Consider the following 20,158-nt stretch of genomic DNA (forward strand, 5'->3'; position numbering starts at 1 on the left):
TTTTCGTTATTTACTCCGCCCTTACATCTAAAAAATCATTTAACACCTTTTGTAAAGACATAAATTCTTTAAACTCCAAATTTTCAACTTCATCTTGTGTCTTATTGCAAAGTGCAGCTATCATATAGATAGTCTTTGCCATATCGCTACCACCATTTTCATCCGCCATCTTAATGGTTCTTACTTTTGGTGCGTGCATTTGCCAAATTTCATCTTTTATCTTTATCTCTTTCATTCTTGTATCCTTTTGTTGTTTTTACCTGCTTGGCTACATATCAAAGTAAAACAAGCAGGTTTGGTATAAAAAATCACTCTCCTAAATTTGAGCGAACCCCTGCCATATAATCAACTCCGCCTATAACGCATATCATATTTTCACTATCTTTTAGCACCATCGGCACACCATCCACGTTGATGTCCACAAAATGAGCTGATAGCTTAATAGTAACTTCTAGCTCTTTTCCGCTTTCAAACTCAGATACTTCATAACTGATAATATCTCCAGTAAAGGCAGCACTAAAAGGCACAGCTTTACTTTTGCCGCTTTGGAAAATGCTAGCTTTAAAAAGCCACGGAATGCGGTTGGTAAAGCTGTTTAGCCCCAAATTTACCCACATGTTTTTATCCAGCACACTAACTGTAAATTCAACCTCTGTTGCCTTTAGCATACCAGTTGTGTAATTTGTGCTAAGAGCTCCTTTGCTCTCTATCATTTCAAACTCTATTGTGGGAAGTTTAAGCTTTTTTGTTACGCCAAGATAGCCGATGCCATCTATATAAACGTTACCTTCTTGGATTACTTGAGGAATTTGTCTTTTCATTGTTTATCTCCTTTATTTGTTTAACTCATCCATCAAAACGCTACCGTATTTATCCACGTAGATAAAATCAAGTGTAAGCTGCTTAACGATTGGATTGTTTTGCATTCTGACATCAAGGTAAAATTTGCCAGCCGTGATAGTTGCGTCGGTGTTTTTTGCACTCCAGCTAAGCTCATATCCAAGAAGTACCTTTGCTCCAACTAGCTGACGAAGGAGTTCGCTAACTGATCTTTTTGCATGATAAAGCTCACTAGCTTTTCTATCGATCGCAAACAGCACTCCCTTTTGGCAAGCTTGCGAAATACGATCAAATATCCTAACACGTGCTAGATCTTGCCAAATAGTATCTTGGTCACTCGTTTCGCCACCCCAAGCCCTAAAGCCACTCTCTCTGATAATGGTAGAAATTTTTGCAGCTCTAAGCTCATCAGCCGTGCAAGTTTCCCCAAGCTCAAAATCCACGTCTATTTGCGTGCCCGAAACCCCTATCATAACTCTGTTTGAATAGCTATCTGAGTATCCAAACTCGCTTGCGCCATCTGTGCGGGCTATCATGCCGGCTATTCTCGCACTTTGCCCTTCATAGACATAAGCGTTTGTTTCATCATCCCAAACCTTGACATTTGGATAAGCAGCAACTAGCCTATTTGTACCAAAATCGCCCATTTTAACAATGGCTGCTGCTGCGTCATCTGCTTTTAGATCTACAATACCAGTTGCTTTTAGCCTGGTTGCCATCTTTTCTATCTCGCCTTTAATCGCATCTTCATGGCTAAAGCCAGGTGCGATTATTAAATTTGGGCTATAACCAAAGCGTGATTTAGCTTTAGCAAACGCTGTAACGGCACTTTTGCACTCCGTGATCTCATCGTTTGTGTCCTCATCGTCATCTTTTGTAAATACACTTAAAATTATTTGAGTATTTACGGCCTGATCTTCAATACCTTTCAAAGCCCTATAAATAGAGCCTTTTTTAAAAGCTTGGCTCGCATCCTTTTTTGCTTTGTATTTTGCTTCAAGAGCTTCAAGCGCCTTTGCTGTTGTCATATAAAAATGTAGACCATTTTCTAATACCTCTTCATACCCTGCTATACCAATAGGCGTAGTACTTTCTACTGCTATTGGCCTAGCTGCCTCAGCTGATACGGTTACGTTTACACCAAATTTTGCTGCCATTTTTATTCTCCTTTTTGATTTACTTTTTTTAATGGGTTTATACACCACACCGTTTTTAGGTGTTTCTTATCATCTCCTTGGGTGAACTCTTTAAAATTTAAGGCATTTGCCCCTGCTATATCCATAAGCTTCCATCCGACATAGATACGACAATAAAAGCCACTTAAAAAGCCTTTGTATCGGATCGTTTTGAAAAGTCCAAAACGCTCCCTGCCATCTTTTAAAGTGCAAGTAACTTTACAAAAACCACTCTTTTTACCACCATTACTGGCAATATTGGGATCACCTATCGTTTGTATGCTATATGGATTTACATCATCTACTTTGACGCCGTTAATCTCACTCGAAAAGCGTCCTATCTTATTACGTAAAAGCCAAAGAAGCCTTGCTTTATACGTTCTATTGACTGGCTCAGGATAATGCTCTTTGCGCCAGCCACTATCGCCATTGATAGCAGCACACTTGCCATCGTAGTAGTCGTTTGCATCCTCAAACCACCTAAATATCTTTGGCAGATGTTCATCATCTTTTTTACAAAATAGTAATGCGACTGGCACGACCACAAATGCAAGCAACTCAAGCACAAGTTCCACTGAAATGATCGCTATAAGTTGCAATATCTCTTTACTCTTTAGCATCATTTTCCTTTTTTGACTTCTTGCTTGGCTTCTCACTCTCTTTTGTTTCGCTCTGTTTGTATTCTGGGCACTTAGGACACTCGCTCCATGTGCAAGCACCGTTTTTATCCAGCTTTGATGCGCAAATTTCGCACCTTTTTACTTTTACTCTCATTTCCTATCCTTTTGTGTTGGTCTAGTTTGAACCACATCTGTGAATTCGTCTTTGTCTAAGTACCAGAACGGTTTTTTACCGTCCTCGTATTCCATTTTTGCAAAGTCATCTGGATGTGTCGCCAGATGAGCAAATACCCTGATAATATTTGTCATATTCGAGCTGTCCCAGCCCTCGCATTTTCTAGCACGTAGAAAAATCACGATAGGACATAATAAAATGCCTAAAATTAGGGATAGCATGCAGATTATTATGTAACTCATTTCAGCCCCTCTCTTTGAATTATTAATTCCTTATATTCGTTTCGCAAGCTCTCTAACACTGCCGTATTACCGATAATAAGGGCGTGTTTTATATCATCCTCACATTCTTTTATATCCGCTTCAAGCTGTGCTAAAGCCTTAGCCCTTTCGTCTATTTTTGGCGTTAAATACTCCTCTATCTCCTTTTGCGATAAAGGTGTCAAACAAAACTTTTCTACACTTTTAGATAAAATTTCATCGCTCAAATCATCTTCATAAGCATATATCTCATTATTTTTGTCTTTGTAGTATTTCACTAATTTTTCCTCCCTTACTTTAGTTCAGACCAAGAGCTAGATATATTGGTGTTGTTGCATATACTTAGTTTTTTGAGTGCAGTATTTTCTGGTGTTGCTATTTTGTATTTTGACCCTGCTGGCACAATAAATTGTGCATCAACAAAATAAAGTCGTTCTGATTGTATTTTTCTTACTACTACATCATCAACAACAATGTGAAAAATGTAAGATCCTGATGTGCTCTCTAAATTGAAATCTACCATTATAGGTCTGCCTGTGGTGTTTGGATAATAAGTATTTAATTCTCTTTGAGCCCACACGTCTTGATAAGTTTGACCTATGCCTATACTCTTGTTTGCTTCTATCGCAACACTCACGGCTTTTTCAGTCAATGCCGCATCTTCTTGCTTAGCAGTTATGGCATTTTTAAGCTTCGTGATGCCTGCTTTAGCTTCAGTCGCAAGTATTGTTTTATCAATTTGCCCAGCTATTGGAGTATTGACGTTTTTGGCTTTTATTATGACTACTACTGCCATATTGTATGGGCGAGTTTCGTTTGCAGGTTTAGATGTTGCAAATATTGGTTTATCTTCCTTACCCGCAACACTTTTGTAAGCTATATCAGCGCCAGTAGCAGAATATGTATATTGAACAGCTCTATAATCGTTTCCTGTGGTGCCATAAACATTTCTATTACCTAGATTATCTGTTACTATACTCCTAAGTTGTAAGCCATTTATATCAATAGCATCACCCTGCGCTGCACCTAAAGCGGCCGCATTGCCACCTATTGACCTCATAAACTTACCATCGCTAAAGTTTGGCAAATTAAAGTTATCGCCACTTCCGCCGTATGCGTAGCTTATCACGTCAAATAACTCGGTGTATTCTGCTTTTTTTAGACTTCTGCCATCTGCTATCAAAAAACCAGCAGGGATTGTCTTTTGACTTGGATAGCTTAGATACGCGCCTATTGGCAAGCCATCTGTTAGCTCAGTTTTTAGCGCAAACTTGTCGTCACTCTCTTTTTTGGTGTATGCGTCTATCTTGTCGGTCTTCTTTAGAAATTGATTTTCGCTCCACTTTCTTGTGGCAAGTACTACGTTATTATCGACTTTTAAAATGATGCTCTCGTTTGCATTTGCGATTTGAAGTTTAAAATTTAACGTGATGTCTTTGCTTGACCCCTCATTTAAAAGCGGCTTATAAGTATCTGCAAGACGTGCCACTGCAAAGAGCGAGCCATCATCGCAGTATATGCCAGCCGTTTTTATGTAAAATCCGCCAACTTCAGGCGGTATTACCACATCAACATCAAGAATATTGCTATCACTCTCGTCCATCGTTACGGCGTTTATAGCTCCTCTATATTTCTCATTTGGTATTGATGTGGTCTGCTCGCTTAGTTCTCCTTCGTAATCGCTTACTACAACTTCTTTTAATGCGATCTTTGATCCGTCGCTAGCGGTTTTTAAAAGTTTATTTATGCCACTAGCTGTTAAAAGTGTGTATTGCTTCATTTATCCGTCCTTTATCTTGTTAAAACTCTTATTGCATCGATTGGTATGCTTATGATCTCGTTTATCTGCGTAGTAGCACCAAATTTAAAATGTGCGTGTTCGTTTATGTTTGATATTACGTAAGGATCTACGCTTATGCTTTCACCACTAAATGTGTAAGAGTAGGCTTTTAAATTTATGCTAGCAGTCGCTTTTATGCTAGCGCCGTCATATACGCTACGCACGTTTTTGTAGGTGTTTATGATCTCATCAGATCTCTTTAGCGTCTGTGGGCTTACTCCATTTTTGCTTGCATCAAGCTCTAGTTTGAAGTGATAAGGTAGTCCTGCATAATCAAACCACTCTTTAACCTTGGCATCTGCATAAAGTGCGCTTAATGCCTTATTTAGACTATAAAAAGTGCCTGAGTAGTAATGTATCTCAAAAGCGTTTTTTATGAGCTCTCTAGCTTCATTTTCGTTTAGTCCATCAATATCTACATCAAAGCTAGCTGAGAGCACTGGCAGTAAATTTTTTGGAGCTTTGCTTGCAAGAGTATTTATGACGCCAATGTCTAGATCCTCAAACCTTACACCAAAAAGCAAGTCAAATTTCTTATCAAATTTACTTTTGTGATTAGGTAGTAAACTCATAATTCAGCCTTTTTGTAGCTTATCTCATAGCTTAAATTTACAAATTCTTTTACGCTTATCTTTTTATCATTAAGCGGTTCTTTAAGACTTACTCTATAAACGCCATTGGTGTGTAGGTTTTTATAGATATAGCTTAAATTTAGATCCTCTCCAAGGCTAAGGCTAGTTGGCAGAGCCGATATAGCTTTAGCTACTTCGTCTTGAAAGAGCATATCTGTTAGCTCAAGGGTAGCTACTACCTTTATGTCTATTTTCGTGGCATTTAACACGCTTAGATTGTCGGTTAGTGGCCTGACCTTTTCGGCACTTAAAAAGCTCTCCACATCAGCTCTAGTCTCTTCGCTCATGTCAGTAGTTTTTAGATAAATTTGCACTACTCCAGCACCGCCATTTAGCACGCTGCACTCAATAACCTTTGCATTTGCACTTAGTGTTTGATAAGTATATGCTTTAGCGCTACCTGCAGTTGAGAAACGTTCTAAGCTTAAAACTGCACGCTCTCTTAGCCTATCATCGCTTTCACGCTCGGCTCCGCCTTCAAACTCACTTAGCTGTTTTGCTTTTAATACAAAAGGTAGTGGCGTTTGGATATATTCGCACTTTGCTTTGCTGGTTTTTGTAAACTCATCTAAGATGATCGCTCCAACTGTTTTTAGCTCGTTTGCTCTTATTACAACTTCACTCTTTAAAGTTGCGATTTCACCATTTTCGCTACGCAAGATAAGCCCTTTTGGCAAATATGTATCGCTGCTTCTTGGCATAGAGAGCGTAAATTCACTCTGCGCAGTTGGCTTCTCTCCTTTTAGTCTCTCTATGCCATAAATCGCTACTATGTTATCAAGGTCATCTCCAGTAGAAAATGGCAGCAACATCGCCTTAACGCTATCATTTATCCTGGCTCGCAAGAGCAACTCTCTATACGCTAGTGTTTCAAGTAAGGCCGAGTAGTTATCGCTTTCAAGCAGTGAAATTTCTTCATCAGTTAAATGCTCTTTAAAAAGGTTTTTAACATTATTTAAAATTTCATCATAATTAAGTGCCTCAATAACGTTTGGATATGGAAGTTGCTTTAAATTCATTTTTTACTCCTCACATGAGCATAGCCCATGTTCCGGCAGGAAGCTAAAGCTCCCTTGACCCACCTAAAGCCATGTTTGCTACTCGCAAACTGCAGTTTATAGATAAAACTCATATCCTTACCTCTATTTCATCACCACTCATAAGCACTACTTTAAAGCTAAGCTTATGATCTTTTAAACCTATAAGACGAACTTCATCGATCTTTACTCTCTTTTCCCATTTCTCAACTGCTTCTATCACAAAGCACGCCAGATCAGCACGAAATTCATCATCTACCTTGCGATCTATTAGCTCATAAATTCTGCTGCCATACTCAGGCAGCATCACCCTACTGCCAAGCGGAGTTAGGAGTATGTCTTTGATAGAGTTTTCTATATCAATGAGATATTTCATCACTAATCCCTCGCAAGTCCGTTATTTGTATGATCGCTTAGGTTGCCACGTCCATCACGTACGCTGCCGCCAAAGTTTGCATTACCACCTGCTGTGATTGACCCAGTGATCCTTACATCTCCATTTATCTCAAAGCTACCACTACCACCACCGCTTCCTGCTGTATTTATTGACCCTTCAATGAGTGTATTGCCGAGCAGCTTGATATCCCCGCTTTTTATCGTTGTATCGTTAGCTTCTACCATCACATTTTTAGCCTTTACATTTGCGTTATCGCAAGTTATGTTTATAAGCTTTGGAGATGAAATTTCAAGGCAAGAGCTAGAGCTGTCATAACTCATCTTTATGCCATCTTCAAAACTTATATGTATTTTTTTATCAGTTGCATCAGTTTTATGTGAACTTTGATAAAGCCCACGAAGCACCACACCTGAGTTTAACTCATCATGCACAGGCAGCACTAGCACTTGCTCTCCTACACGTATTGGTGAAAAGCTCACTGCATAAGAGTTGGCATGTGCTTGAAATACTGGTAAAAAATCAGTTACCATCGAACCAATGGCAACTTTTGCACGGTCATCTCTTACTTCACTTATAATTCCAACTTCAATCATTTATGTGCTCGCTAAATTTTTTATTTCTTGGCGTTCTTGTGTACTTTACGCTATGCTTAATCTCTCTTACATCATCATGTATCTCATTGAGCTTCTCTTTATTTATGGCAAAATTTGCTGCTAAGATATCGCTTAGTTTTTCAGTGGCGCTACTTTGTTTATTTATCGCTTCACTATTTTTATTGACCACATCGATCATCAAATCAGTGTTTTTGCTCGTATATCTACTAAGTAGCCAAAAGATCACCACAAAGCCTATAAAGCCAAAAATCGCCATAAAGACGATAAATTCATTTAACCCCCATGATCCAGCTAAATTTATTAATCCTGCTGTCTCTCTTATCTCGTCACTAAAATTTAAGCCGCTATTTTCCATCCGCTATCCCTATGCATTGTTTTAATAGATCCTCACACTTTAAAAAATAAATCATCTTTGCCTTGTGTGCTTCAAAGCTACCATCATTATTTGGCTTATCTGGCATTACAGCGTTGCAGCGCACTGGTGTTAGTTTTTCTTTGTAGATGATGGTTGGCTCTTTAAAAGCACAACCACAAAGAAGCATACCTAATGGTAATAAGCCTAATCGCATCATTTTCATCTCTCGCCCTCAAAGAATAACTCCTGGTAAGCCTTTAGCTTGGCCTCACAACTTTCATCTTTTAAATAAATTTTTTCTACTCTCTTAACCTCTTTGATAGGCTTTTGCTCTACCTTTACGCTCATCTTTGAAATAGCTTCATTTTGACTTTCAATGACGCTATTTGCAGCTTTTAAGTTTTGCTTTGACGTGTTAAGATCAAGAGCAATGCTTTTTATCTCAAGGTTCTTTGCGTCGATGCTTGCATTTAAAAAATGTATTTTTAGTGCAAAACTACCAATACATAGCAAAAAAACGGCACCAAAAATGATGCAAATTTTGGTATTAAGCAAGTAACCCACTTAGCACCTTCTTTGCCCGGTTTGGCGTTTGTTTTGCCCAAAGGCTATCTAGTCCATTCTTATAGGCTGCCTCATATTCACCAGACTTTATTAAATTAAGAGTGGTAACAAACTTTCTCACGCCTGGCACGCCCATTTGATAACACATTTCTATTACCACGTCTTGGACATTTTTTGGCTTATCTTCTAGCCAAGGAAAAGCTTCACAAACGCTAGGTATGAGCTTAATAAGCTTCATCTCTAAAATCTGATCTGCTACCGCTTTACTCATAGGCTCAACCTTGCCGCCATTTAGAAAGAGTTCGTCTTTACTAAGAGATGAAACCTTAAAGCCATATCCGATAGTAGGATACCCACGAGTATCCTGATATATGTGGCTTTTAAAGCCTTCGTTTTCTTTTATATTTTCTTTTAAGCTCATAAATCTTCGTTCTCCTCATCCCTATAAATATCAACTTCTACTACAAAGCTATATTTAAAAAGGCTATCTTCAAAGCCATCAAATTTCATCTCGCTTATGGCATCTTCACCAAAGATCGCAGACTTTGCGATAAATCTTTGCCTTAACTCATCAAGCCTAGATAGAGCGCTAAAATTATCATCAACTAGTGAATGCGATGCAAAAATGATCCTAAAACTTGCACGATCCTTTTTCCACGCCACACTTTTTATGCCATCAAAAAGTAGATAAACTCCGCCCTGAGGGCTTGCCTTTGATATGCAAATAGCCTCAGGTGCTATCTGTTTTAAAGACTTGTAAATTTGGACTAGATCATTCATACGCACTCCAGCCTAATGAAACTGTTAAATGTTGGCTTGCTTTCAAGTGGGCTTGCTTTTATCTCGCTTATAGCTTTACTTAAAAGTAAACTATCCTCTTCGCTTAGAGCGATTTTTAGATATAGCTTTAAGCGAATGAGAGCAAAGTCCATCATCGCCCAGCTCTTTACTACTCGTCCATTGCACTCTTCGTAGGTTTCGTGAGTAGCTACATCAAGAGCCTCATCTGTGATCTCTTCTGGGTTGAAAAGTACCGATTTAGCTCTTTTTGAAAAAGCCTCTTTAAATTCAGCTCGTGCAATCATTTCTGCTTGTTTTTCTTGTCTGACTTTGTAGATGAACCAGGCTCATCTTCGAGATCATCTCCATCAGTTGGATCCTGTACTAAAGACGTGTCTAACTTTGCAGATGAACCAAGCTCATCTTTGGGATCATCTCCATCAGTTGGATCCTGTACTAAAGACATGTCTGACTTTGTATACGATAGCTCAGGTTCCACAGATGTCTCAGGCTTGTTTAGTGGCTCTATCATTAGAGCTTTTTCATAAGCCTCTGCTTTTTCTTGCTCTAAAGTTACGACCTCGCCAGTCCTTACAAAGCTGCCATCTATCGCACTATCTTTTAAAACTATAAATTCCATTAATTCTCCTTTTAAAGAGTTGCTATGCTGACCCATTTTTTGATTATGATCTCATAGTCCACACTTGCATCAAAGATGTATTTTAGTGCTCTCTCTTCTGGGTCATACCAACGGTTGCGATTTATATCAAGGCATACGCCAAGAACTAAATTTTTAAGCGGAGTAGCCATGTAAACGCCTTTTGGCATTAAAGGACTAACTTCAAGCTTTACACCAAGCACACGATCAGCATTGCCATTTATTAGGTAGGTTGGTGCATTTAACGCTGAAATTTCTTTGTTGTACTCCTGCATGTCAGCTGTGCTTATTAAGATTACACTATCAACTAAGGCGTCTGGGTTGATTGATTGGGCAAGTGCTGTTAAGCGTTTGCTTACACTATCATTTGCGACATAAGTAACTTTTGTGACGTCATTACTATCTTTTGCTGTTTGGATCCAGCCTTTATGTAGCGTCTCAAAGCTATTTGCATAAGTATCACTTGTACCACTAAAGCCAAGAAGTGCAAGATCATTACCGAAAATTGTTCCAAAAGAGTTAAATGTTTCACTCTCAAAATTTGGATTATTTTGGTTGTCTGCTAGTGTATCTTGAAGTACCCTTGCAAAAAGTTGCACACTTTTTGCTTCTAGCTTTACGCCTGCTTTTTTAAGCTGCGTTCTTTGTGCATCGCTTGGTTTTTCGCCACTTGCTACACGTACCAAAACGCCCCTCATAGCATCCCAGCCATCAAGCTCTTTAGTTAAGCGACTCATTTTGTCAACATGAATTTTTTGCAAAAATTCACTATTGTCTTTAATCACATTTATAAGACTAGTTGCTTGCTCTGGAGTTAAACTACCACTTAGTGTCGCACTAGTAGCATTCATGCTGCCTTTTGCAATATCTTTTAAACCAAGTCCCTCTAACATTAAAGTATTCCTCCTACTATTTTGTCATCTGTTTTCTCTATATTTTTGCTTTGTTTGCTATCTTTTGCGACATCCTCAAGCTCGCTTATACGCTTCTCAAAGCCAAGGAGCTTCTTGTTAAGCTCATCCATACCTTCAACAAGCGTCTTTTTTATCTCCTCTGCTTGTGAAATTTCTTTTGTTTCTTTTTCCACTTTGTCCTCTCCTTTTTTAGTTTTTTCAAATTTCTTTAGTAGCTCGTTAAAACCATTTGCTATGGCAGCAGCTATTGAAGTATCGTTTTTTTGTACCTCTTCACGCTTCGCAAATCCTGCCATTGAAAGTCCTGCGATCTCGCCACTTTTTATAAGTTCTTTTAGCTCGTCGCTTTCTATCTTGATACCAACTGCCCAGCTTCCCACCTTCTCGCTCTTAAAGAGAGCATCGTTTTCTCTTACTATCCAGCTCTCAGCCACGTATGCTTTGCCGTCTGGCTTAAAGTCATGCTCCTTGTCTATGTTTTGACCTTTAAGATCCTTCATAAAAGCATAGGCAGCCTTTTCAATCTCGGCCGCGTCCGTAAAATCCCCCTGAGTATCTACTTCATCTGGTGAATACACAATCCCATATACAACGCCTTTTTCTTCGTCAAATTTGGCGATGCTCACATCTTTTTCAAAGCTTGGCTCACTTGCGTCACTTTTATAAATGATGCTCTTTTTGTTTGCACCAGCTTTTACAAGAGATATGTGCGTGATACTTAGGTTAGTTAGTTTGTTTGCCATCTTTTTACCTCTTTCATTTTTAAGCCAAAAAGGCTCTTTGCTAGTGGGCATTTTATAAGAAAGGCTATTTTTAGAAATGCTAAATAATGGTCATTTGCTAATGTTTTAAAAAATTTTTCAGATAAATTTACCCCTAGCGTAGATTAAAGATTTATGGTCTTAGTCTTTGCTCAAATTTAGGTAATAATAAGGAGTGAGTGTGGAGAACAAATTTATTTTTAAGTCAGATACTCCGAGTTTGCAACTCTCGTCTGATGTGCAAAACGGTGATTATATAGAGCCTTTTATAAGTTTTAGTGATCTTTTAGAGCTTCACTATGCAAACGTATATCACCGCCGTGCCATAAAAATAAAAGCCAATATGCTCTCTCAGATAGAAATAGATGAGAGCGATCTGGCAAAGTTTTTACCTCAAAATGTAAGTGAGAAAGAGTTTTTATTTGAGTTTTGCTATAACCTAGAGCTTTTTGGCAATGCTCCTATTGAAAAAGCTGGAGCTAAGACAAACTATAAACTCTACAATATACCAGCTCATGAGTGGCGAACCAATAAAGATAAGCAAATGTTTCAGGTAGGCAAATCTGGTAAAAAGATAAAACTTGATGGATACTATCTTAAATTTTATTCTCCAAGCTCAAGATACTACGGCGAGCCAGACTATCTTGCAGCTATGTGTCAGATTTTGACAAATAGGCAAGCAGACATGTATAACTACTCATTTTTCCAAAATGGAGCAAGGCCTGATCTTGCTATCATTCATGAAAACTCAGAGCCTAGCGAAGAACAAATAGCAGCTTACAAAAAATTTTTTAGTGAAAACTATAAAGGAAGTGCTAATGCGCATAAAACACTCCTATGCTATACAAACTCGATTGGCGAAAAGGATGCAAAAATTCGTTTTGAAAAGCTATCAGAAGTACAAGATCTAAGCTTTAAAGCACTAAAGGAAGTAAGCCGTGATGAGATAGCAGCAGCTCATGGTATTCCGCCACGTCTGCTTGGTATCATTCAAAGTGCCCAGCTTGGCGGAAGTGGAGAGCTTATAGGCCAACTTCACCAGTTTAACGAGCTTGAGATAAAACCAAAAATAGAGCTAATAGAAGGTTTTTTTAGAAGCATCGGTATAAAAGTGGTATTAAGTGCTGTTGATGTAACAAATTTTAAAGACGATGGCGAGATAGTTACGCAGCTTGTTGAAAGAGGGATCATCTCAATTTCTGAAGCTAGAAGTATACTTGGCTGGCAAAAGAATATTGAGTAGGATAAAAATAGTGTTTAAAAACGTTTAAACCCCCTTTAAAAACGTTTAAATACTAAAAGGCAATACAAATGTATTTTAATAATATAAAAGGGCTTTAAATGGCTTATAATGAAGAGTTTAAAAAAGAGTGTATAAATTTATTAAAAAGTGGCGTGAGCTCAGTGCTAGTTTCAAAGCAAATGAACGTATCTCGCCCAACATTACAAAAGTGGTTAGAGCAGGCAAATGATGAATTTAGTCTTGATGATGGTGTAAAGGCACTAAAAAAGCAGGTTGAGTGTTTAAGCAAAAAGAAAAAGTTAGTCCCTGATGAGACGGCCCAGCTTGCTGATCTTATAGTGGCGTTAAATAAGATCGAGAGCAAAAGCAAAGCAGCCAAAGAGCAAAAAGCCTATGTTTTGCCACCAGTAAGCTTAGACAAAAGTGCCAAAATTTTAAGAGATGAGATAGTAAAAGATGGCGAACTGTTTGCTTATCAAAAAGAATTTTTGCAAAGCGATGCTCAGTTTCGTATCGTACTAAAATCGCGCCAGATAGGCTTTAGCTACGTGGCAGCAGCTGACGCACTTATAGGAGCAGTTGGCGGTAGAAACCAGCTATTTTTGTCCGCTTCAGAAGAACAAGCGCTAATCCTAATGAGATATTTAAAACTATGGTCTGATAGGTTTGGAGTGGCTTTAGCAAAAGATAGTGAGACTGAGATAAAGCTAGAAAATGGCGCTATTATAAAAGCTCTCGCTCACAACTTTCGTACAGTTCAAGGTTTTACTGGTGATATTTGGATGGATGAGTTTGCATGGTACCCAAACCCTAAGAAAATTTGGCACGCTTTTGTGCCAAGCATCGGTGCTGTTAAAGGTCGCTTAACAATACTTTCAACACCATTTGAAGAAAAGAGCCTTTTTCATGAGCTGTACTTTGACGAGCAAAAGTATAAGATGTTTAAGCGGTTCCATGTTGATATTTATAGAGCTATGGGAGATGGGCTAGAGTTTGACCTTGAAACCATGAAAGCACTCTTTGATGCTGATACATGGGCTAGTGCTTATGAATGCGTCTTTATAGATGATGAGAGCAGCCTACTGTCTATTACGCTTATCAAAAGCTGCATAGATGAAAAGCTTAGCTATTTTAGCCCAAACTCAAACACTCCGCTGCTTTGTGGGTATGATATAGGAAGAGTTAGCGACCGTTCAACACTTGCAAGTGTGATCAATAGCGATGATACATATACTCTTGCTATGCTTAATGTGCTTGCAAAAGCTAGCTTTAAAGAGCAAGAAGATGTCTTAAGCTCTCACCTGCGCTCCTACCCACTAGCAACCCTTGATATGGATAAAACCGGCATCGGTCTAAATTTAACAGAAACTATGCATGCTAAATTTAAAAGCAGGGTAAATGGAGTATATTTTACAGCTGGCACAAAGGAGCAAATGGCTCTAAATTTAAAGAAACTCTTTGAAGATAAAAAGATAAGCATACCAAACGATCCACTTTTAATCAGTGATCTTCACGCCATAAAACGCACAGCAGGAACAAAAAGCTTTAAGTATGATGCAAAAAGAAACGAGTATGGTCACGCAGATAGGTTTTGGGCATTAGCTTTAGCTTGTCGTAAGATAGAGGCTGTTGTAAAAAGAAAAGGCGGCGGAGCGGTGATATTATAAATAAAGGGGGGGGTGATAAAATCCAAGTAGAGCCAAAAGGCTCTACTCTTAGCAAGGCTCAATTATTTAAAATGTCTCCCAACATTTCAATTTGCAACAGTATAAAAATGCACTATTTTTAAGTATTTGTATATAATTTGTAAGTGCGTCCACTTTTAACCCTGTGAATGTCACCTAGTTCATTTGCAAAATAAAGCACATATCTCATTATCTCGATGTCATACTCTTTAAAATACTGATAGATTTGAGTTTGAAACATACCTTCATTTTTGGCTACTATACCAATGATTTTTTTAATGCAATCGTTATAGAGTGGATCTTTGTATGCAAAATAAATCATAATTTTTTTAAATTGGTCTTTTTCTTGTTGTGTGTGTCTATCTCCGACCATCTCGTAAGCTACTCTTTGTAAGGCAAAACGCATAGCATCAAACTCTCGCCTTTCATAATAATCTATAATTTCAATAGGTGTGTTATCTGGATATTCTTGTATAATTTCAGCTTCTAATACTTCGTCTTGTTTAATCGTTTGTATTTTATTGTTTACTTTTGTCAATTCTTGTTTCTTATGTTCTATTTCTTTTGGTTTATCCTTTAAATCTTGTTGCTTTGTTTTACATTGTAGTTCTATCTCTATATATTTTTTAGCCAATTTATTGGCTTCTTGATGTTTTAGTTTTTCTCTTTTATCTTTTATAAGCTCTTTTATCGCTTTTTTATCAAGCATTTTTGATTTAAAAGCTTGTAAAATTTGGATTATTTCTGATTGTGGATATTTTTCAAGTTCAAGCTCAATTATAATCTTAAGTTCATCTGATGTAGGCTTATAGCCTAAGATTTTACTCCATTTTTTTAAATCCCGATGATTTAATATCATAAAAACAACCAAAGCAAGTATAAAAATAGCAATAAACCAATGCATTTTTAGCCTTTTTTATGAAATTATATCACTTAATGTTATTAATGGAACTTGTTATAAATTTTACTGTCTCATCTCCTATATCCTTAGCTAATTGCTCTTTTGCCTTTACAAAGCTAGCGCTACTTATATACTCGCTAAAAGCTTTCTCGATATATGGGTTTGCCTTTGTGCCAGGGTGATTTACACTTTTGCCAAAAATTTGACCGCTCTTTTTGTTTGCAAGAGCCTTCATCTTTTTTGGCTTTATAACATGTGGCCTTGTACCAAAATATACAAATTTAGCATAAGGTGCAAGCTTTGTATTTCCCACACTTATGCTAAAACTATCTATCTTCTCGTCAAAAACTTGTATATCTTTTTTAAGATTACCAGTTTTATATGGCGCTAATTGCTTCGCTCTATATCTTACCCCTGAGCCTATGCGAAATAAAAACCTTTTTAAAGCACTATTAAAATTCATTAAAACCTACTAAGCTCTTTTTTTGGCTACATACTCTAAGCACGAGCACAAATCTCCGCTAAATTTTTCACCACTATCAAAGAAAAAATCATGCTCGCTTCCATTATCTATTGCAGTCTTTACATACTCTATAAAGCTAGCAAGATCGCCTACGCATGAACATACATCAGCACTTTTATCCTTTAGGCTTTTATCACTTGTTATAATAAGTTCTATGCCGCTATCAAAAACAAAATATTTCATATCTGCCACCATCTCTTTATGACTTCGATTTTATCCTTTTTGGCATAATTTTCAAAGTATTTTTTTAATGCTTGATTGTCTTTTGTAGGAAATATAGTGTCTATTTTATCACCATCAAAAATTATAATATAGCCATTTTGTGTTTTTGCTATTGATTTTTGCTCAACATTTGTATGTGGAGCTATATGTGTGATAGAGTTAAGTGCTGAGACTATCTTTGCTGCTGATGTACGTTGCAGCAAATTTGCACTATGCTTTTTATCATTTGCGTTTACAAAAGTCAGCACCCTCTCCACGCCCATTTTATCTATGTGTCTTATGATCTCGTCTTTGCCCGGTGCTTCGCTGGCTCTCATTGTCACGCCATCATTTTCATATTCATCAACCCATGCCGGCACGATCTCTGTTCTACACCTAAAATGATATGGCGGCATGCCAAAGTTACTATCCATCTTATCGCTTCTACCATTATATGGTGCTTTTGCCCATGTAGCTGCTGCCTTTTTGCTGGCCATATCTTTTGCATTCATGATATTATCGCACTGTCTTTCTATGTGCTCTGCTGGTATGAGCCTACCATTCATCGATCTACATATAGCGCTTGTTCTACTATCCATCACAGCTACTACTTTATAGTATTTTACGCCGTATTTCCTAGCCTGATTTACTGTTGATATGTTTTGATTTTGGCTGATGATATGATCACTCACTCCCTCAAAGTATCTTACGCTTTGCTTTAGCTCACTTGCAAATTCGTCTTTTAGTCTCTGTGCTAGTTCGCTTCTTGCTACCTCGCCACGAAAAGCACTCTCAATGATATCTTTTAGCCTATCACTAAAGTCTTTGTTAAACTCTTTGCCAACCCAATAGAAGTTATTTCTCATAGCGTTTATAGCCCTTATGTCTATCTCATCAAAGACTATATTTACGGCTATATTTTTACCTGCAAGCACGGCGTAAATTTCTTCAAGATTATTTGGATTTATACTTAGTCCCATTGATGAAATTTTAGAATTTACAAGCTCTTTTAACACCTTTTTATCAATGTTATAATTCTCATTTATAAATATAAGTAAATTTGCAAGCTGTGCCTCTAGCTCCTTTTTAGCTAGCTTCGCATTTTGTTTTATAAACTCATCTACTAGCTCGCTAACGCTCTTGTTTTTGTCAAATTTAGCCTTTAAAAGTGTTCTTAGAAGTAGCTCGTTATTCATTTTTTATACCCTTAAGATCGCCAAGCTCTTTAGTAGCCTTAGCATACTCTTGCCAGTACGGATCACAAAAAAGTGCTTCGATACTCACAAAGCTTCTTTTACACTTATCACAAACTCTATAACGCTTGTTTTGCAAGCCTTTCATAGTATTTAAAACCTTAGTCTTTTCAAAACCGCAGTAAGGACAAAACATAAAAATCCTTTTTATATATTTTTAAAAAATATTAGCTTTTTTTAGGATTTTTTTCACATTTTATAACGGCACTTAGTCCAGTAATGATCTTTGTAGCTTGGCTTGAGTTTAGTAAGGCTATGTTTGTCACAAGTGCTCCGATCTGGCGGTAGTAAAATCTCCTAGCACTATTTTCATCCCAGCCAAGAACGTCTATCAAAACCTCTATCTTTTTAAGCTGCTTCTGCGTGATAGCGCCTTTTTTGAAAATGCGCCTACCTTTAATGTCTGGCTCAAAGCCTAGCCTATCATCTACCCTCTCTTGTAATATATCAAGAGCCAAATTTAGCTCGCTTATGCTAAGTTCCTTGCTGCTCTCTACACCAAAGCGAAGCATTAGCCATTCTTGCCAAGCTCCATTTTCTACGATCTGCTTGTAAAGTGGGTTTATATGGATGAGTGTTAAAAGTCTCTTTCTATACTCACTTTGGTTCATATTAGCCCCCTTATATCAAGCTCACGTCTTGCAAATTTTTCGCTCACTCCAGCACATCTTGCAAGCTTAGCTACATTTAGTCTGCCATTTTTAAATTTATAAAAATCCTCATCGTAACCAAGTGCATTTTTCAGCCTAAAAAGTGCATTTTCATGTCTTTTAATGGCTAAATTTCTTAGGTGTTCTCTTTGCTTAAAGCTCATCTCTTGCCCTTATTGCTTCTCTTAATTGATCAAAGAGGTTGGCTAGATCTTTATCCATCTGCTTTTTAGGCTCTTTTTGTGCCAGCTTTGCGATTACGTCGGTGAAGTAAATTCCATTTTGCTTTATCTCTTTGGCGTGGATCTTCCAAAACTCACGTAAATTTGCCTTTATAGGCTCTAAATTGTTGTTAAAATACGTCTGATCATTTGGTGAAACAAAGTAAAAGATCAATGTTTGATACTCTATGCTTGCCCCTTTTAGTGAATACTTTAGGCAGCTATCTTTTAATGCATATTCACTCATCTCTTTTAAAAGTTTCATTTAATATCCCTTTATATTTTAGGCTTTCTCTTTTAGCTCTGGCTCAAGCATGCTAAGCCAATACGCATCGAGCTTTTGGTTAAACTCAGCTATCACTTCATCTCTAGGGCGCAAGCACTTAAATTCTTTTATCTGTGCTTCTTTGTTGGCTGTATGAAAATTAGCTACCGCTTCTTCAAAAGTCAAAAATAGTTCCTTTGTTTTTAAGCCTTAATCAAGCCCTAAAATTTAGGGCTTTGTTAAAGCTTAGAGCATGCTAACAGCTGGTGCTTTCTCCTTTATCTCTAAGCACTCTTTTAAGCCATCATCATTTAATGCAAGCTCCTTTAGTTTCTTTTCAGGCTTATAGACGCACTCAGTTTTTACAAGTAGATCAAATTTGTCTGCAAGCAAATTTCTAAGCATCTCTTCATCACTTACTTTTACATCCCAGCCAAAACTAACTTTTACGCCGTTTTCTTCGCCTACAAAGCTTATGGTGGTAGCCTCATTCTCGCATAGTGCATCCCTAGCAAAACAAACAATGACATCTTTATGCTCCTTTAGCTTCTCGTTAAGGGCGTCTATTTGCATCTTTATCTCGCAAAAATCCTCTACCGCGCGAGTTAGTTTTTTGTCGCTTATTTCGTTCTCACTTTTGCCTATTTTTACTCTCATTTTTCTCTCCTTTCTTAGATTTTTTAGCCCTTTTAGGATTTTGTGCTAGTTTTTTGTCTAAACTCGCCATCTCTTCTCCTTTAAATTTCTAACTCACTTATGCCAAGCTCTCTTGCATATTCTCTTTCCATATCCATGCCTTTTGAAAACTCACTAGCTGGATGCTTTGAAAAATATACATAAGAGCAGTGGCTAAGCATTTCAAGTCCAGCCTTTAGCACCTCGTCTCTTTGCTCCTCGCTAAACACACCACTAAATGCAAGCACAGGGCTAAGCGGTATATATCCAGCTTCTTTTACCTTTCTGCACTCTTCTTTAGCTACCATGCAAGCCATAAAATCAGCATTTACCTTACCGCTTTTAAAGGCAGCATAAGGGCTAGCAACATATACAAGTCTCATTGTCTCTTTCAAGCTCTTCTCCTTTCTTTTTGCATGCTTGTCTGGCTTTGCATAGCTTCGTTGTGATTTCGCTTGCCGCACTGCGTCGGACAAAACGTCCGTCTCATTTGCAAACCAATAAGGGCTAGCAACATATGCAAGTCTCATTGTCTCTTTCATCTATCTCCTTTGTAAAATTTTGACTTAAAAAAGCCCTCTATTAAGGGCTTTGTAAAATCAAATACTTAAAGTATCAACTACAAAATCGCTATCTTTCACATAGATATATAAGCCTCTTACTTCGTAAAATTTCTTTGAGTAAGATGCAAACATTCCCTTTATCATGGCTCTCTCCTTATGCTTTTATGCCTTGATATATCTCATCGCTATCGCTTTTTGCCTTATGCTCTTCAAGCAAAGCCATAAGCTCTCTTATCTCTTGCCATTTTTTGAAATTTCTTGGGTGAGATAGCTTTAAAAGTGCGCCTTTTTCTATTCTACGCACTTGCTCTACGCTTAGATTTAGCACCAAAGCTATCTCTTTTAGTGTCATTTTT

The 20,158-nt window shown here is 37.6% G+C and carries 35 protein-coding genes; 2 read left to right on the forward strand and 33 right to left on the reverse strand.

The features are described from left to right. Nucleotides 1-10: 10 nt before the first annotated feature. The 21 genes from CCON33237_RS05485 to CCON33237_RS05580 all read right to left on the reverse strand — a co-directional run bounded on the left by CCON33237_RS05485 (nucleotide 11) and on the right by CCON33237_RS05580 (nucleotide 11,604). Nucleotides 11-235 (reverse strand): phage tail assembly protein, encoded by a 225-nt coding sequence (locus CCON33237_RS05485; protein ID WP_054196738.1) that lies wholly within the window; start codon nucleotides 233-235, stop codon nucleotides 11-13. Between the two features lie 73 nt (nucleotides 236-308). Further along, nucleotides 309-821, reverse strand: coding sequence for a phage major tail tube protein (locus CCON33237_RS05490; RefSeq protein ID WP_054196739.1), 513 nt, complete (start codon nucleotides 819-821; stop codon nucleotides 309-311). 12 nt (nucleotides 822-833) lie between these two features. Further along, on the reverse strand, nucleotides 834-1,997 hold the full coding sequence (locus tag CCON33237_RS05495) for a phage tail sheath family protein (RefSeq protein ID WP_054196740.1): 1,164 nt from the start codon (nucleotides 1,995-1,997) through the stop codon (nucleotides 834-836). Nucleotides 1,998-1,999: 2 nt separating this feature from the next. Further along, nucleotides 2,000-2,635, reverse strand: coding sequence for a DUF7338 family protein (locus CCON33237_RS05500; protein ID WP_081004439.1), 636 nt, complete (start codon nucleotides 2,633-2,635; stop codon nucleotides 2,000-2,002). After that, nucleotides 2,622-2,789, reverse strand: coding sequence for a hypothetical protein (locus CCON33237_RS09645; RefSeq protein ID WP_169748877.1), 168 nt, complete (start codon nucleotides 2,787-2,789; stop codon nucleotides 2,622-2,624). Before CCON33237_RS09645 ends, CCON33237_RS05500 begins: the two co-directional genes overlap by 14 nt. Next, nucleotides 2,786-3,052, reverse strand: coding sequence for a hypothetical protein (locus tag CCON33237_RS05505; RefSeq protein WP_054196742.1), 267 nt, complete (start codon nucleotides 3,050-3,052; stop codon nucleotides 2,786-2,788). Before CCON33237_RS05505 ends, CCON33237_RS09645 begins: the two co-directional genes overlap by 4 nt. Further along, the gene (locus CCON33237_RS05510; protein WP_054196743.1) at nucleotides 3,049-3,348 is read right to left on the reverse strand and encodes a hypothetical protein; all 300 of its coding nucleotides are present in this window, start codon (nucleotides 3,346-3,348) and stop codon (nucleotides 3,049-3,051) included. Before CCON33237_RS05510 ends, CCON33237_RS05505 begins: the two co-directional genes overlap by 4 nt. A gap of 14 nt (nucleotides 3,349-3,362) precedes the next feature. Further along, the gene (locus tag CCON33237_RS05515) at nucleotides 3,363-4,850 is read right to left on the reverse strand and encodes a phage tail-collar fiber domain-containing protein (RefSeq protein WP_054196744.1); all 1,488 of its coding nucleotides are present in this window, start codon (nucleotides 4,848-4,850) and stop codon (nucleotides 3,363-3,365) included. A gap of 11 nt (nucleotides 4,851-4,861) precedes the next feature. Continuing rightward, a complete protein-coding gene (locus CCON33237_RS05520) occupies nucleotides 4,862-5,482 on the reverse strand; it encodes a phage tail protein I (RefSeq protein ID WP_054196745.1) in 621 nt (206 codons plus the stop codon). Beyond that, nucleotides 5,479-6,561, reverse strand: coding sequence for a baseplate assembly protein (locus tag CCON33237_RS05525; RefSeq protein ID WP_054196746.1), 1,083 nt, complete (start codon nucleotides 6,559-6,561; stop codon nucleotides 5,479-5,481). Before CCON33237_RS05525 ends, CCON33237_RS05520 begins: the two co-directional genes overlap by 4 nt. Before the next feature lie 109 nt (nucleotides 6,562-6,670). Then, entirely contained in the window at nucleotides 6,671-6,955 is a 285-nt protein-coding gene (locus tag CCON33237_RS05530; protein WP_054196747.1) for a GPW/gp25 family protein, read from the reverse strand. Nucleotides 6,956-6,957: 2 nt separating this feature from the next. Further along, a complete protein-coding gene (locus tag CCON33237_RS05535) occupies nucleotides 6,958-7,569 on the reverse strand; it encodes a phage baseplate assembly protein V (protein WP_054196748.1) in 612 nt (203 codons plus the stop codon). Next, nucleotides 7,562-7,945 (reverse strand): hypothetical protein, encoded by a 384-nt coding sequence (locus CCON33237_RS05540; protein WP_054196749.1) that lies wholly within the window; start codon nucleotides 7,943-7,945, stop codon nucleotides 7,562-7,564. Before CCON33237_RS05540 ends, CCON33237_RS05535 begins: the two co-directional genes overlap by 8 nt. After that, a complete protein-coding gene (locus CCON33237_RS05545) occupies nucleotides 7,935-8,168 on the reverse strand; it encodes a hypothetical protein (RefSeq protein WP_187423643.1) in 234 nt (77 codons plus the stop codon). The genes CCON33237_RS05540 and CCON33237_RS05545 overlap by 11 nt, the downstream gene beginning before the upstream one ends. Then, on the reverse strand, nucleotides 8,165-8,509 hold the full coding sequence (locus CCON33237_RS05550) for a hypothetical protein (RefSeq protein WP_054196750.1): 345 nt from the start codon (nucleotides 8,507-8,509) through the stop codon (nucleotides 8,165-8,167). The genes CCON33237_RS05545 and CCON33237_RS05550 overlap by 4 nt, the downstream gene beginning before the upstream one ends. Next, nucleotides 8,493-8,930, reverse strand: a complete 438-nt coding sequence (locus CCON33237_RS05555) for a glycoside hydrolase family protein (protein ID WP_054196751.1) — start codon at nucleotides 8,928-8,930, stop codon at nucleotides 8,493-8,495. Before CCON33237_RS05555 ends, CCON33237_RS05550 begins: the two co-directional genes overlap by 17 nt. Further along, nucleotides 8,927-9,289: a hypothetical protein gene (locus CCON33237_RS05560; RefSeq protein ID WP_054196752.1), complete on the reverse strand. Its 363-nt coding sequence runs from the start codon at nucleotides 9,287-9,289 to the stop codon at nucleotides 8,927-8,929. The genes CCON33237_RS05555 and CCON33237_RS05560 overlap by 4 nt, the downstream gene beginning before the upstream one ends. After that, complete coding sequence (locus CCON33237_RS05565) at nucleotides 9,286-9,594, reverse strand: hypothetical protein (protein WP_054196753.1); 309 nt, start codon at nucleotides 9,592-9,594, stop codon at nucleotides 9,286-9,288. Before CCON33237_RS05565 ends, CCON33237_RS05560 begins: the two co-directional genes overlap by 4 nt. After that, entirely contained in the window at nucleotides 9,591-9,929 is a 339-nt protein-coding gene (locus tag CCON33237_RS05570; protein ID WP_054196754.1) for a hypothetical protein, read from the reverse strand. The genes CCON33237_RS05565 and CCON33237_RS05570 overlap by 4 nt, the downstream gene beginning before the upstream one ends. A gap of 11 nt (nucleotides 9,930-9,940) precedes the next feature. Beyond that, nucleotides 9,941-10,840: a P2 family phage major capsid protein gene (locus CCON33237_RS05575; protein WP_054196755.1), complete on the reverse strand. Its 900-nt coding sequence runs from the start codon at nucleotides 10,838-10,840 to the stop codon at nucleotides 9,941-9,943. Continuing rightward, nucleotides 10,840-11,604: an XkdF-like putative serine protease domain-containing protein gene (locus tag CCON33237_RS05580; protein ID WP_054197410.1), complete on the reverse strand. Its 765-nt coding sequence runs from the start codon at nucleotides 11,602-11,604 to the stop codon at nucleotides 10,840-10,842. The genes CCON33237_RS05575 and CCON33237_RS05580 overlap by 1 nt, the downstream gene beginning before the upstream one ends. A 199-nt stretch (nucleotides 11,605-11,803) precedes the next feature. On the opposite strand from CCON33237_RS05580, the gene CCON33237_RS05585 reads away from it, so the two are divergent. Both CCON33237_RS05585 and CCON33237_RS05590 read left to right on the forward strand, forming a co-directional pair. Further along, complete coding sequence (locus CCON33237_RS05585) at nucleotides 11,804-12,865, forward strand: phage portal protein (RefSeq protein ID WP_054196756.1); 1,062 nt, start codon at nucleotides 11,804-11,806, stop codon at nucleotides 12,863-12,865. Between the two features lie 98 nt (nucleotides 12,866-12,963). Next, entirely contained in the window at nucleotides 12,964-14,532 is a 1,569-nt protein-coding gene (locus tag CCON33237_RS05590; RefSeq protein ID WP_054196757.1) for a terminase large subunit domain-containing protein, read from the forward strand. 118 nt (nucleotides 14,533-14,650) lie between these two features. Here CCON33237_RS05590 and CCON33237_RS05595 read toward each other — a convergent pair whose 3' ends face one another. From CCON33237_RS05595 to CCON33237_RS05645, 12 genes are all read right to left on the reverse strand, one after another. Continuing rightward, nucleotides 14,651-15,454 (reverse strand): hypothetical protein, encoded by an 804-nt coding sequence (locus tag CCON33237_RS05595; protein WP_054196758.1) that lies wholly within the window; start codon nucleotides 15,452-15,454, stop codon nucleotides 14,651-14,653. A gap of 25 nt (nucleotides 15,455-15,479) precedes the next feature. Continuing rightward, nucleotides 15,480-15,914, reverse strand: coding sequence for an HK97 gp10 family phage protein (locus CCON33237_RS05600; protein ID WP_054196759.1), 435 nt, complete (start codon nucleotides 15,912-15,914; stop codon nucleotides 15,480-15,482). 9 nt (nucleotides 15,915-15,923) lie between these two features. Next, complete coding sequence (locus CCON33237_RS05605; RefSeq protein ID WP_054196760.1) at nucleotides 15,924-16,157, reverse strand: hypothetical protein; 234 nt, start codon at nucleotides 16,155-16,157, stop codon at nucleotides 15,924-15,926. Further along, nucleotides 16,154-17,371: a hypothetical protein gene (locus tag CCON33237_RS05610; RefSeq protein WP_054196761.1), complete on the reverse strand. Its 1,218-nt coding sequence runs from the start codon at nucleotides 17,369-17,371 to the stop codon at nucleotides 16,154-16,156. Before CCON33237_RS05610 ends, CCON33237_RS05605 begins: the two co-directional genes overlap by 4 nt. Continuing rightward, nucleotides 17,364-17,564 carry an NrdR family transcriptional regulator gene (locus CCON33237_RS05615; protein WP_054196762.1) on the reverse strand — a complete coding sequence of 67 codons (201 nt, stop codon included), beginning with the start codon at nucleotides 17,562-17,564 and terminating at the stop codon, nucleotides 17,364-17,366. Before CCON33237_RS05615 ends, CCON33237_RS05610 begins: the two co-directional genes overlap by 8 nt. Nucleotides 17,565-17,595: 31 nt before the next feature. Further along, nucleotides 17,596-18,039 (reverse strand): phage protein GemA/Gp16 family protein, encoded by a 444-nt coding sequence (locus tag CCON33237_RS05620; protein WP_054196763.1) that lies wholly within the window; start codon nucleotides 18,037-18,039, stop codon nucleotides 17,596-17,598. After that, nucleotides 18,036-18,242, reverse strand: coding sequence for a hypothetical protein (locus tag CCON33237_RS05625; protein WP_054196764.1), 207 nt, complete (start codon nucleotides 18,240-18,242; stop codon nucleotides 18,036-18,038). Before CCON33237_RS05625 ends, CCON33237_RS05620 begins: the two co-directional genes overlap by 4 nt. Beyond that, nucleotides 18,232-18,564 (reverse strand): hypothetical protein, encoded by a 333-nt coding sequence (locus CCON33237_RS05630; protein ID WP_054196765.1) that lies wholly within the window; start codon nucleotides 18,562-18,564, stop codon nucleotides 18,232-18,234. The genes CCON33237_RS05625 and CCON33237_RS05630 overlap by 11 nt, the downstream gene beginning before the upstream one ends. A gap of 18 nt (nucleotides 18,565-18,582) precedes the next feature. Continuing rightward, nucleotides 18,583-18,750 carry a hypothetical protein gene (locus tag CCON33237_RS09545; protein ID WP_155463279.1) on the reverse strand — a complete coding sequence of 56 codons (168 nt, stop codon included), beginning with the start codon at nucleotides 18,748-18,750 and terminating at the stop codon, nucleotides 18,583-18,585. Nucleotides 18,751-18,810: 60 nt separating this feature from the next. Then, on the reverse strand, nucleotides 18,811-19,221 hold the full coding sequence (locus CCON33237_RS05635; RefSeq protein ID WP_054196766.1) for a hypothetical protein: 411 nt from the start codon (nucleotides 19,219-19,221) through the stop codon (nucleotides 18,811-18,813). An 80-nt stretch (nucleotides 19,222-19,301) separates the two neighbouring features. Further along, complete coding sequence (locus tag CCON33237_RS05640) at nucleotides 19,302-19,781, reverse strand: DUF1937 family protein (protein WP_054196767.1); 480 nt, start codon at nucleotides 19,779-19,781, stop codon at nucleotides 19,302-19,304. A 175-nt stretch (nucleotides 19,782-19,956) separates the two neighbouring features. Continuing rightward, on the reverse strand, nucleotides 19,957-20,154 hold the full coding sequence (locus CCON33237_RS05645) for a sigma factor-like helix-turn-helix DNA-binding protein (protein WP_054196768.1): 198 nt from the start codon (nucleotides 20,152-20,154) through the stop codon (nucleotides 19,957-19,959). Nucleotides 20,155-20,158: the final 4 nt, after the last annotated feature.

It is taken from the genome of Campylobacter concisus (assembly GCF_001298465.1).
Lineage (GTDB): Bacteria > Campylobacterota > Campylobacteria > Campylobacterales > Campylobacteraceae > Campylobacter_A > Campylobacter_A concisus.

What these genes read in the sequence shown, in the direction of transcription:
- CCON33237_RS05485 (WP_054196738.1), bottom strand. Translation starts at nt 235, where the DNA reads ATGAAAGAGATAAAGATAAAAGATGAAATTTGGCAAATGCACGCACCA.
- CCON33237_RS05490 (WP_054196739.1), bottom strand. Translation starts at nt 821, where the DNA reads ATGAAAAGACAAATTCCTCAAGTAATCCAAGAAGGTAACGTTTATATA.
- CCON33237_RS05495 (WP_054196740.1), bottom strand. Translation starts at nt 1,997, where the DNA reads ATGGCAGCAAAATTTGGTGTAAACGTAACCGTATCAGCTGAGGCAGCT.
- CCON33237_RS05500 (WP_081004439.1), bottom strand. Translation starts at nt 2,635, where the DNA reads ATGCTAAAGAGTAAAGAGATATTGCAACTTATAGCGATCATTTCAGTG.
- CCON33237_RS09645 (WP_169748877.1), bottom strand. Translation starts at nt 2,789, where the DNA reads ATGAGAGTAAAAGTAAAAAGGTGCGAAATTTGCGCATCAAAGCTGGAT.
- CCON33237_RS05505 (WP_054196742.1), bottom strand. Translation starts at nt 3,052, where the DNA reads ATGAGTTACATAATAATCTGCATGCTATCCCTAATTTTAGGCATTTTA.
- CCON33237_RS05515 (WP_054196744.1), bottom strand. Translation starts at nt 4,850, where the DNA reads ATGAAGCAATACACACTTTTAACAGCTAGTGGCATAAATAAACTTTTA.
- CCON33237_RS05520 (WP_054196745.1), bottom strand. Translation starts at nt 5,482, where the DNA reads ATGAGTTTACTACCTAATCACAAAAGTAAATTTGATAAGAAATTTGAC.
- CCON33237_RS05525 (WP_054196746.1), bottom strand. Translation starts at nt 6,561, where the DNA reads ATGAATTTAAAGCAACTTCCATATCCAAACGTTATTGAGGCACTTAAT.
- CCON33237_RS05530 (WP_054196747.1), bottom strand. Translation starts at nt 6,955, where the DNA reads ATGAAATATCTCATTGATATAGAAAACTCTATCAAAGACATACTCCTA.
- CCON33237_RS05535 (WP_054196748.1), bottom strand. Translation starts at nt 7,569, where the DNA reads ATGATTGAAGTTGGAATTATAAGTGAAGTAAGAGATGACCGTGCAAAA.
- CCON33237_RS05540 (WP_054196749.1), bottom strand. Translation starts at nt 7,945, where the DNA reads ATGGAAAATAGCGGCTTAAATTTTAGTGACGAGATAAGAGAGACAGCA.
- CCON33237_RS05545 (WP_187423643.1), bottom strand. Translation starts at nt 8,168, where the DNA reads ATGAAAATGATGCGATTAGGCTTATTACCATTAGGTATGCTTCTTTGT.
- CCON33237_RS05555 (WP_054196751.1), bottom strand. Translation starts at nt 8,930, where the DNA reads ATGAGCTTAAAAGAAAATATAAAAGAAAACGAAGGCTTTAAAAGCCAC.
- CCON33237_RS05560 (WP_054196752.1), bottom strand. Translation starts at nt 9,289, where the DNA reads ATGAATGATCTAGTCCAAATTTACAAGTCTTTAAAACAGATAGCACCT.
- CCON33237_RS05565 (WP_054196753.1), bottom strand. Translation starts at nt 9,594, where the DNA reads ATGATTGCACGAGCTGAATTTAAAGAGGCTTTTTCAAAAAGAGCTAAA.
- CCON33237_RS05570 (WP_054196754.1), bottom strand. Translation starts at nt 9,929, where the DNA reads ATGGAATTTATAGTTTTAAAAGATAGTGCGATAGATGGCAGCTTTGTA.
- CCON33237_RS05575 (WP_054196755.1), bottom strand. Translation starts at nt 10,840, where the DNA reads ATGTTAGAGGGACTTGGTTTAAAAGATATTGCAAAAGGCAGCATGAAT.
- CCON33237_RS05580 (WP_054197410.1), bottom strand. Translation starts at nt 11,604, where the DNA reads ATGGCAAACAAACTAACTAACCTAAGTATCACGCACATATCTCTTGTA.
- CCON33237_RS05590 (WP_054196757.1), top strand. Translation starts at nt 12,964, where the DNA reads ATGGCTTATAATGAAGAGTTTAAAAAAGAGTGTATAAATTTATTAAAA.
- CCON33237_RS05595 (WP_054196758.1), bottom strand. Translation starts at nt 15,454, where the DNA reads ATGCATTGGTTTATTGCTATTTTTATACTTGCTTTGGTTGTTTTTATG.
- CCON33237_RS05600 (WP_054196759.1), bottom strand. Translation starts at nt 15,914, where the DNA reads ATGAATTTTAATAGTGCTTTAAAAAGGTTTTTATTTCGCATAGGCTCA.
- CCON33237_RS05605 (WP_054196760.1), bottom strand. Translation starts at nt 16,157, where the DNA reads ATGAAATATTTTGTTTTTGATAGCGGCATAGAACTTATTATAACAAGT.
- CCON33237_RS05610 (WP_054196761.1), bottom strand. Translation starts at nt 17,371, where the DNA reads ATGAATAACGAGCTACTTCTAAGAACACTTTTAAAGGCTAAATTTGAC.
- CCON33237_RS05615 (WP_054196762.1), bottom strand. Translation starts at nt 17,564, where the DNA reads ATGTTTTGTCCTTACTGCGGTTTTGAAAAGACTAAGGTTTTAAATACT.
- CCON33237_RS05620 (WP_054196763.1), bottom strand. Translation starts at nt 18,039, where the DNA reads ATGAACCAAAGTGAGTATAGAAAGAGACTTTTAACACTCATCCATATA.
- CCON33237_RS05625 (WP_054196764.1), bottom strand. Translation starts at nt 18,242, where the DNA reads ATGAGCTTTAAGCAAAGAGAACACCTAAGAAATTTAGCCATTAAAAGA.
- CCON33237_RS05630 (WP_054196765.1), bottom strand. Translation starts at nt 18,564, where the DNA reads ATGAAACTTTTAAAAGAGATGAGTGAATATGCATTAAAAGATAGCTGC.
- CCON33237_RS05635 (WP_054196766.1), bottom strand. Translation starts at nt 19,221, where the DNA reads ATGAGAGTAAAAATAGGCAAAAGTGAGAACGAAATAAGCGACAAAAAA.
- CCON33237_RS05640 (WP_054196767.1), bottom strand. Translation starts at nt 19,781, where the DNA reads ATGAAAGAGACAATGAGACTTGCATATGTTGCTAGCCCTTATTGGTTT.
- CCON33237_RS05645 (WP_054196768.1), bottom strand. Translation starts at nt 20,154, where the DNA reads ATGACACTAAAAGAGATAGCTTTGGTGCTAAATCTAAGCGTAGAGCAA.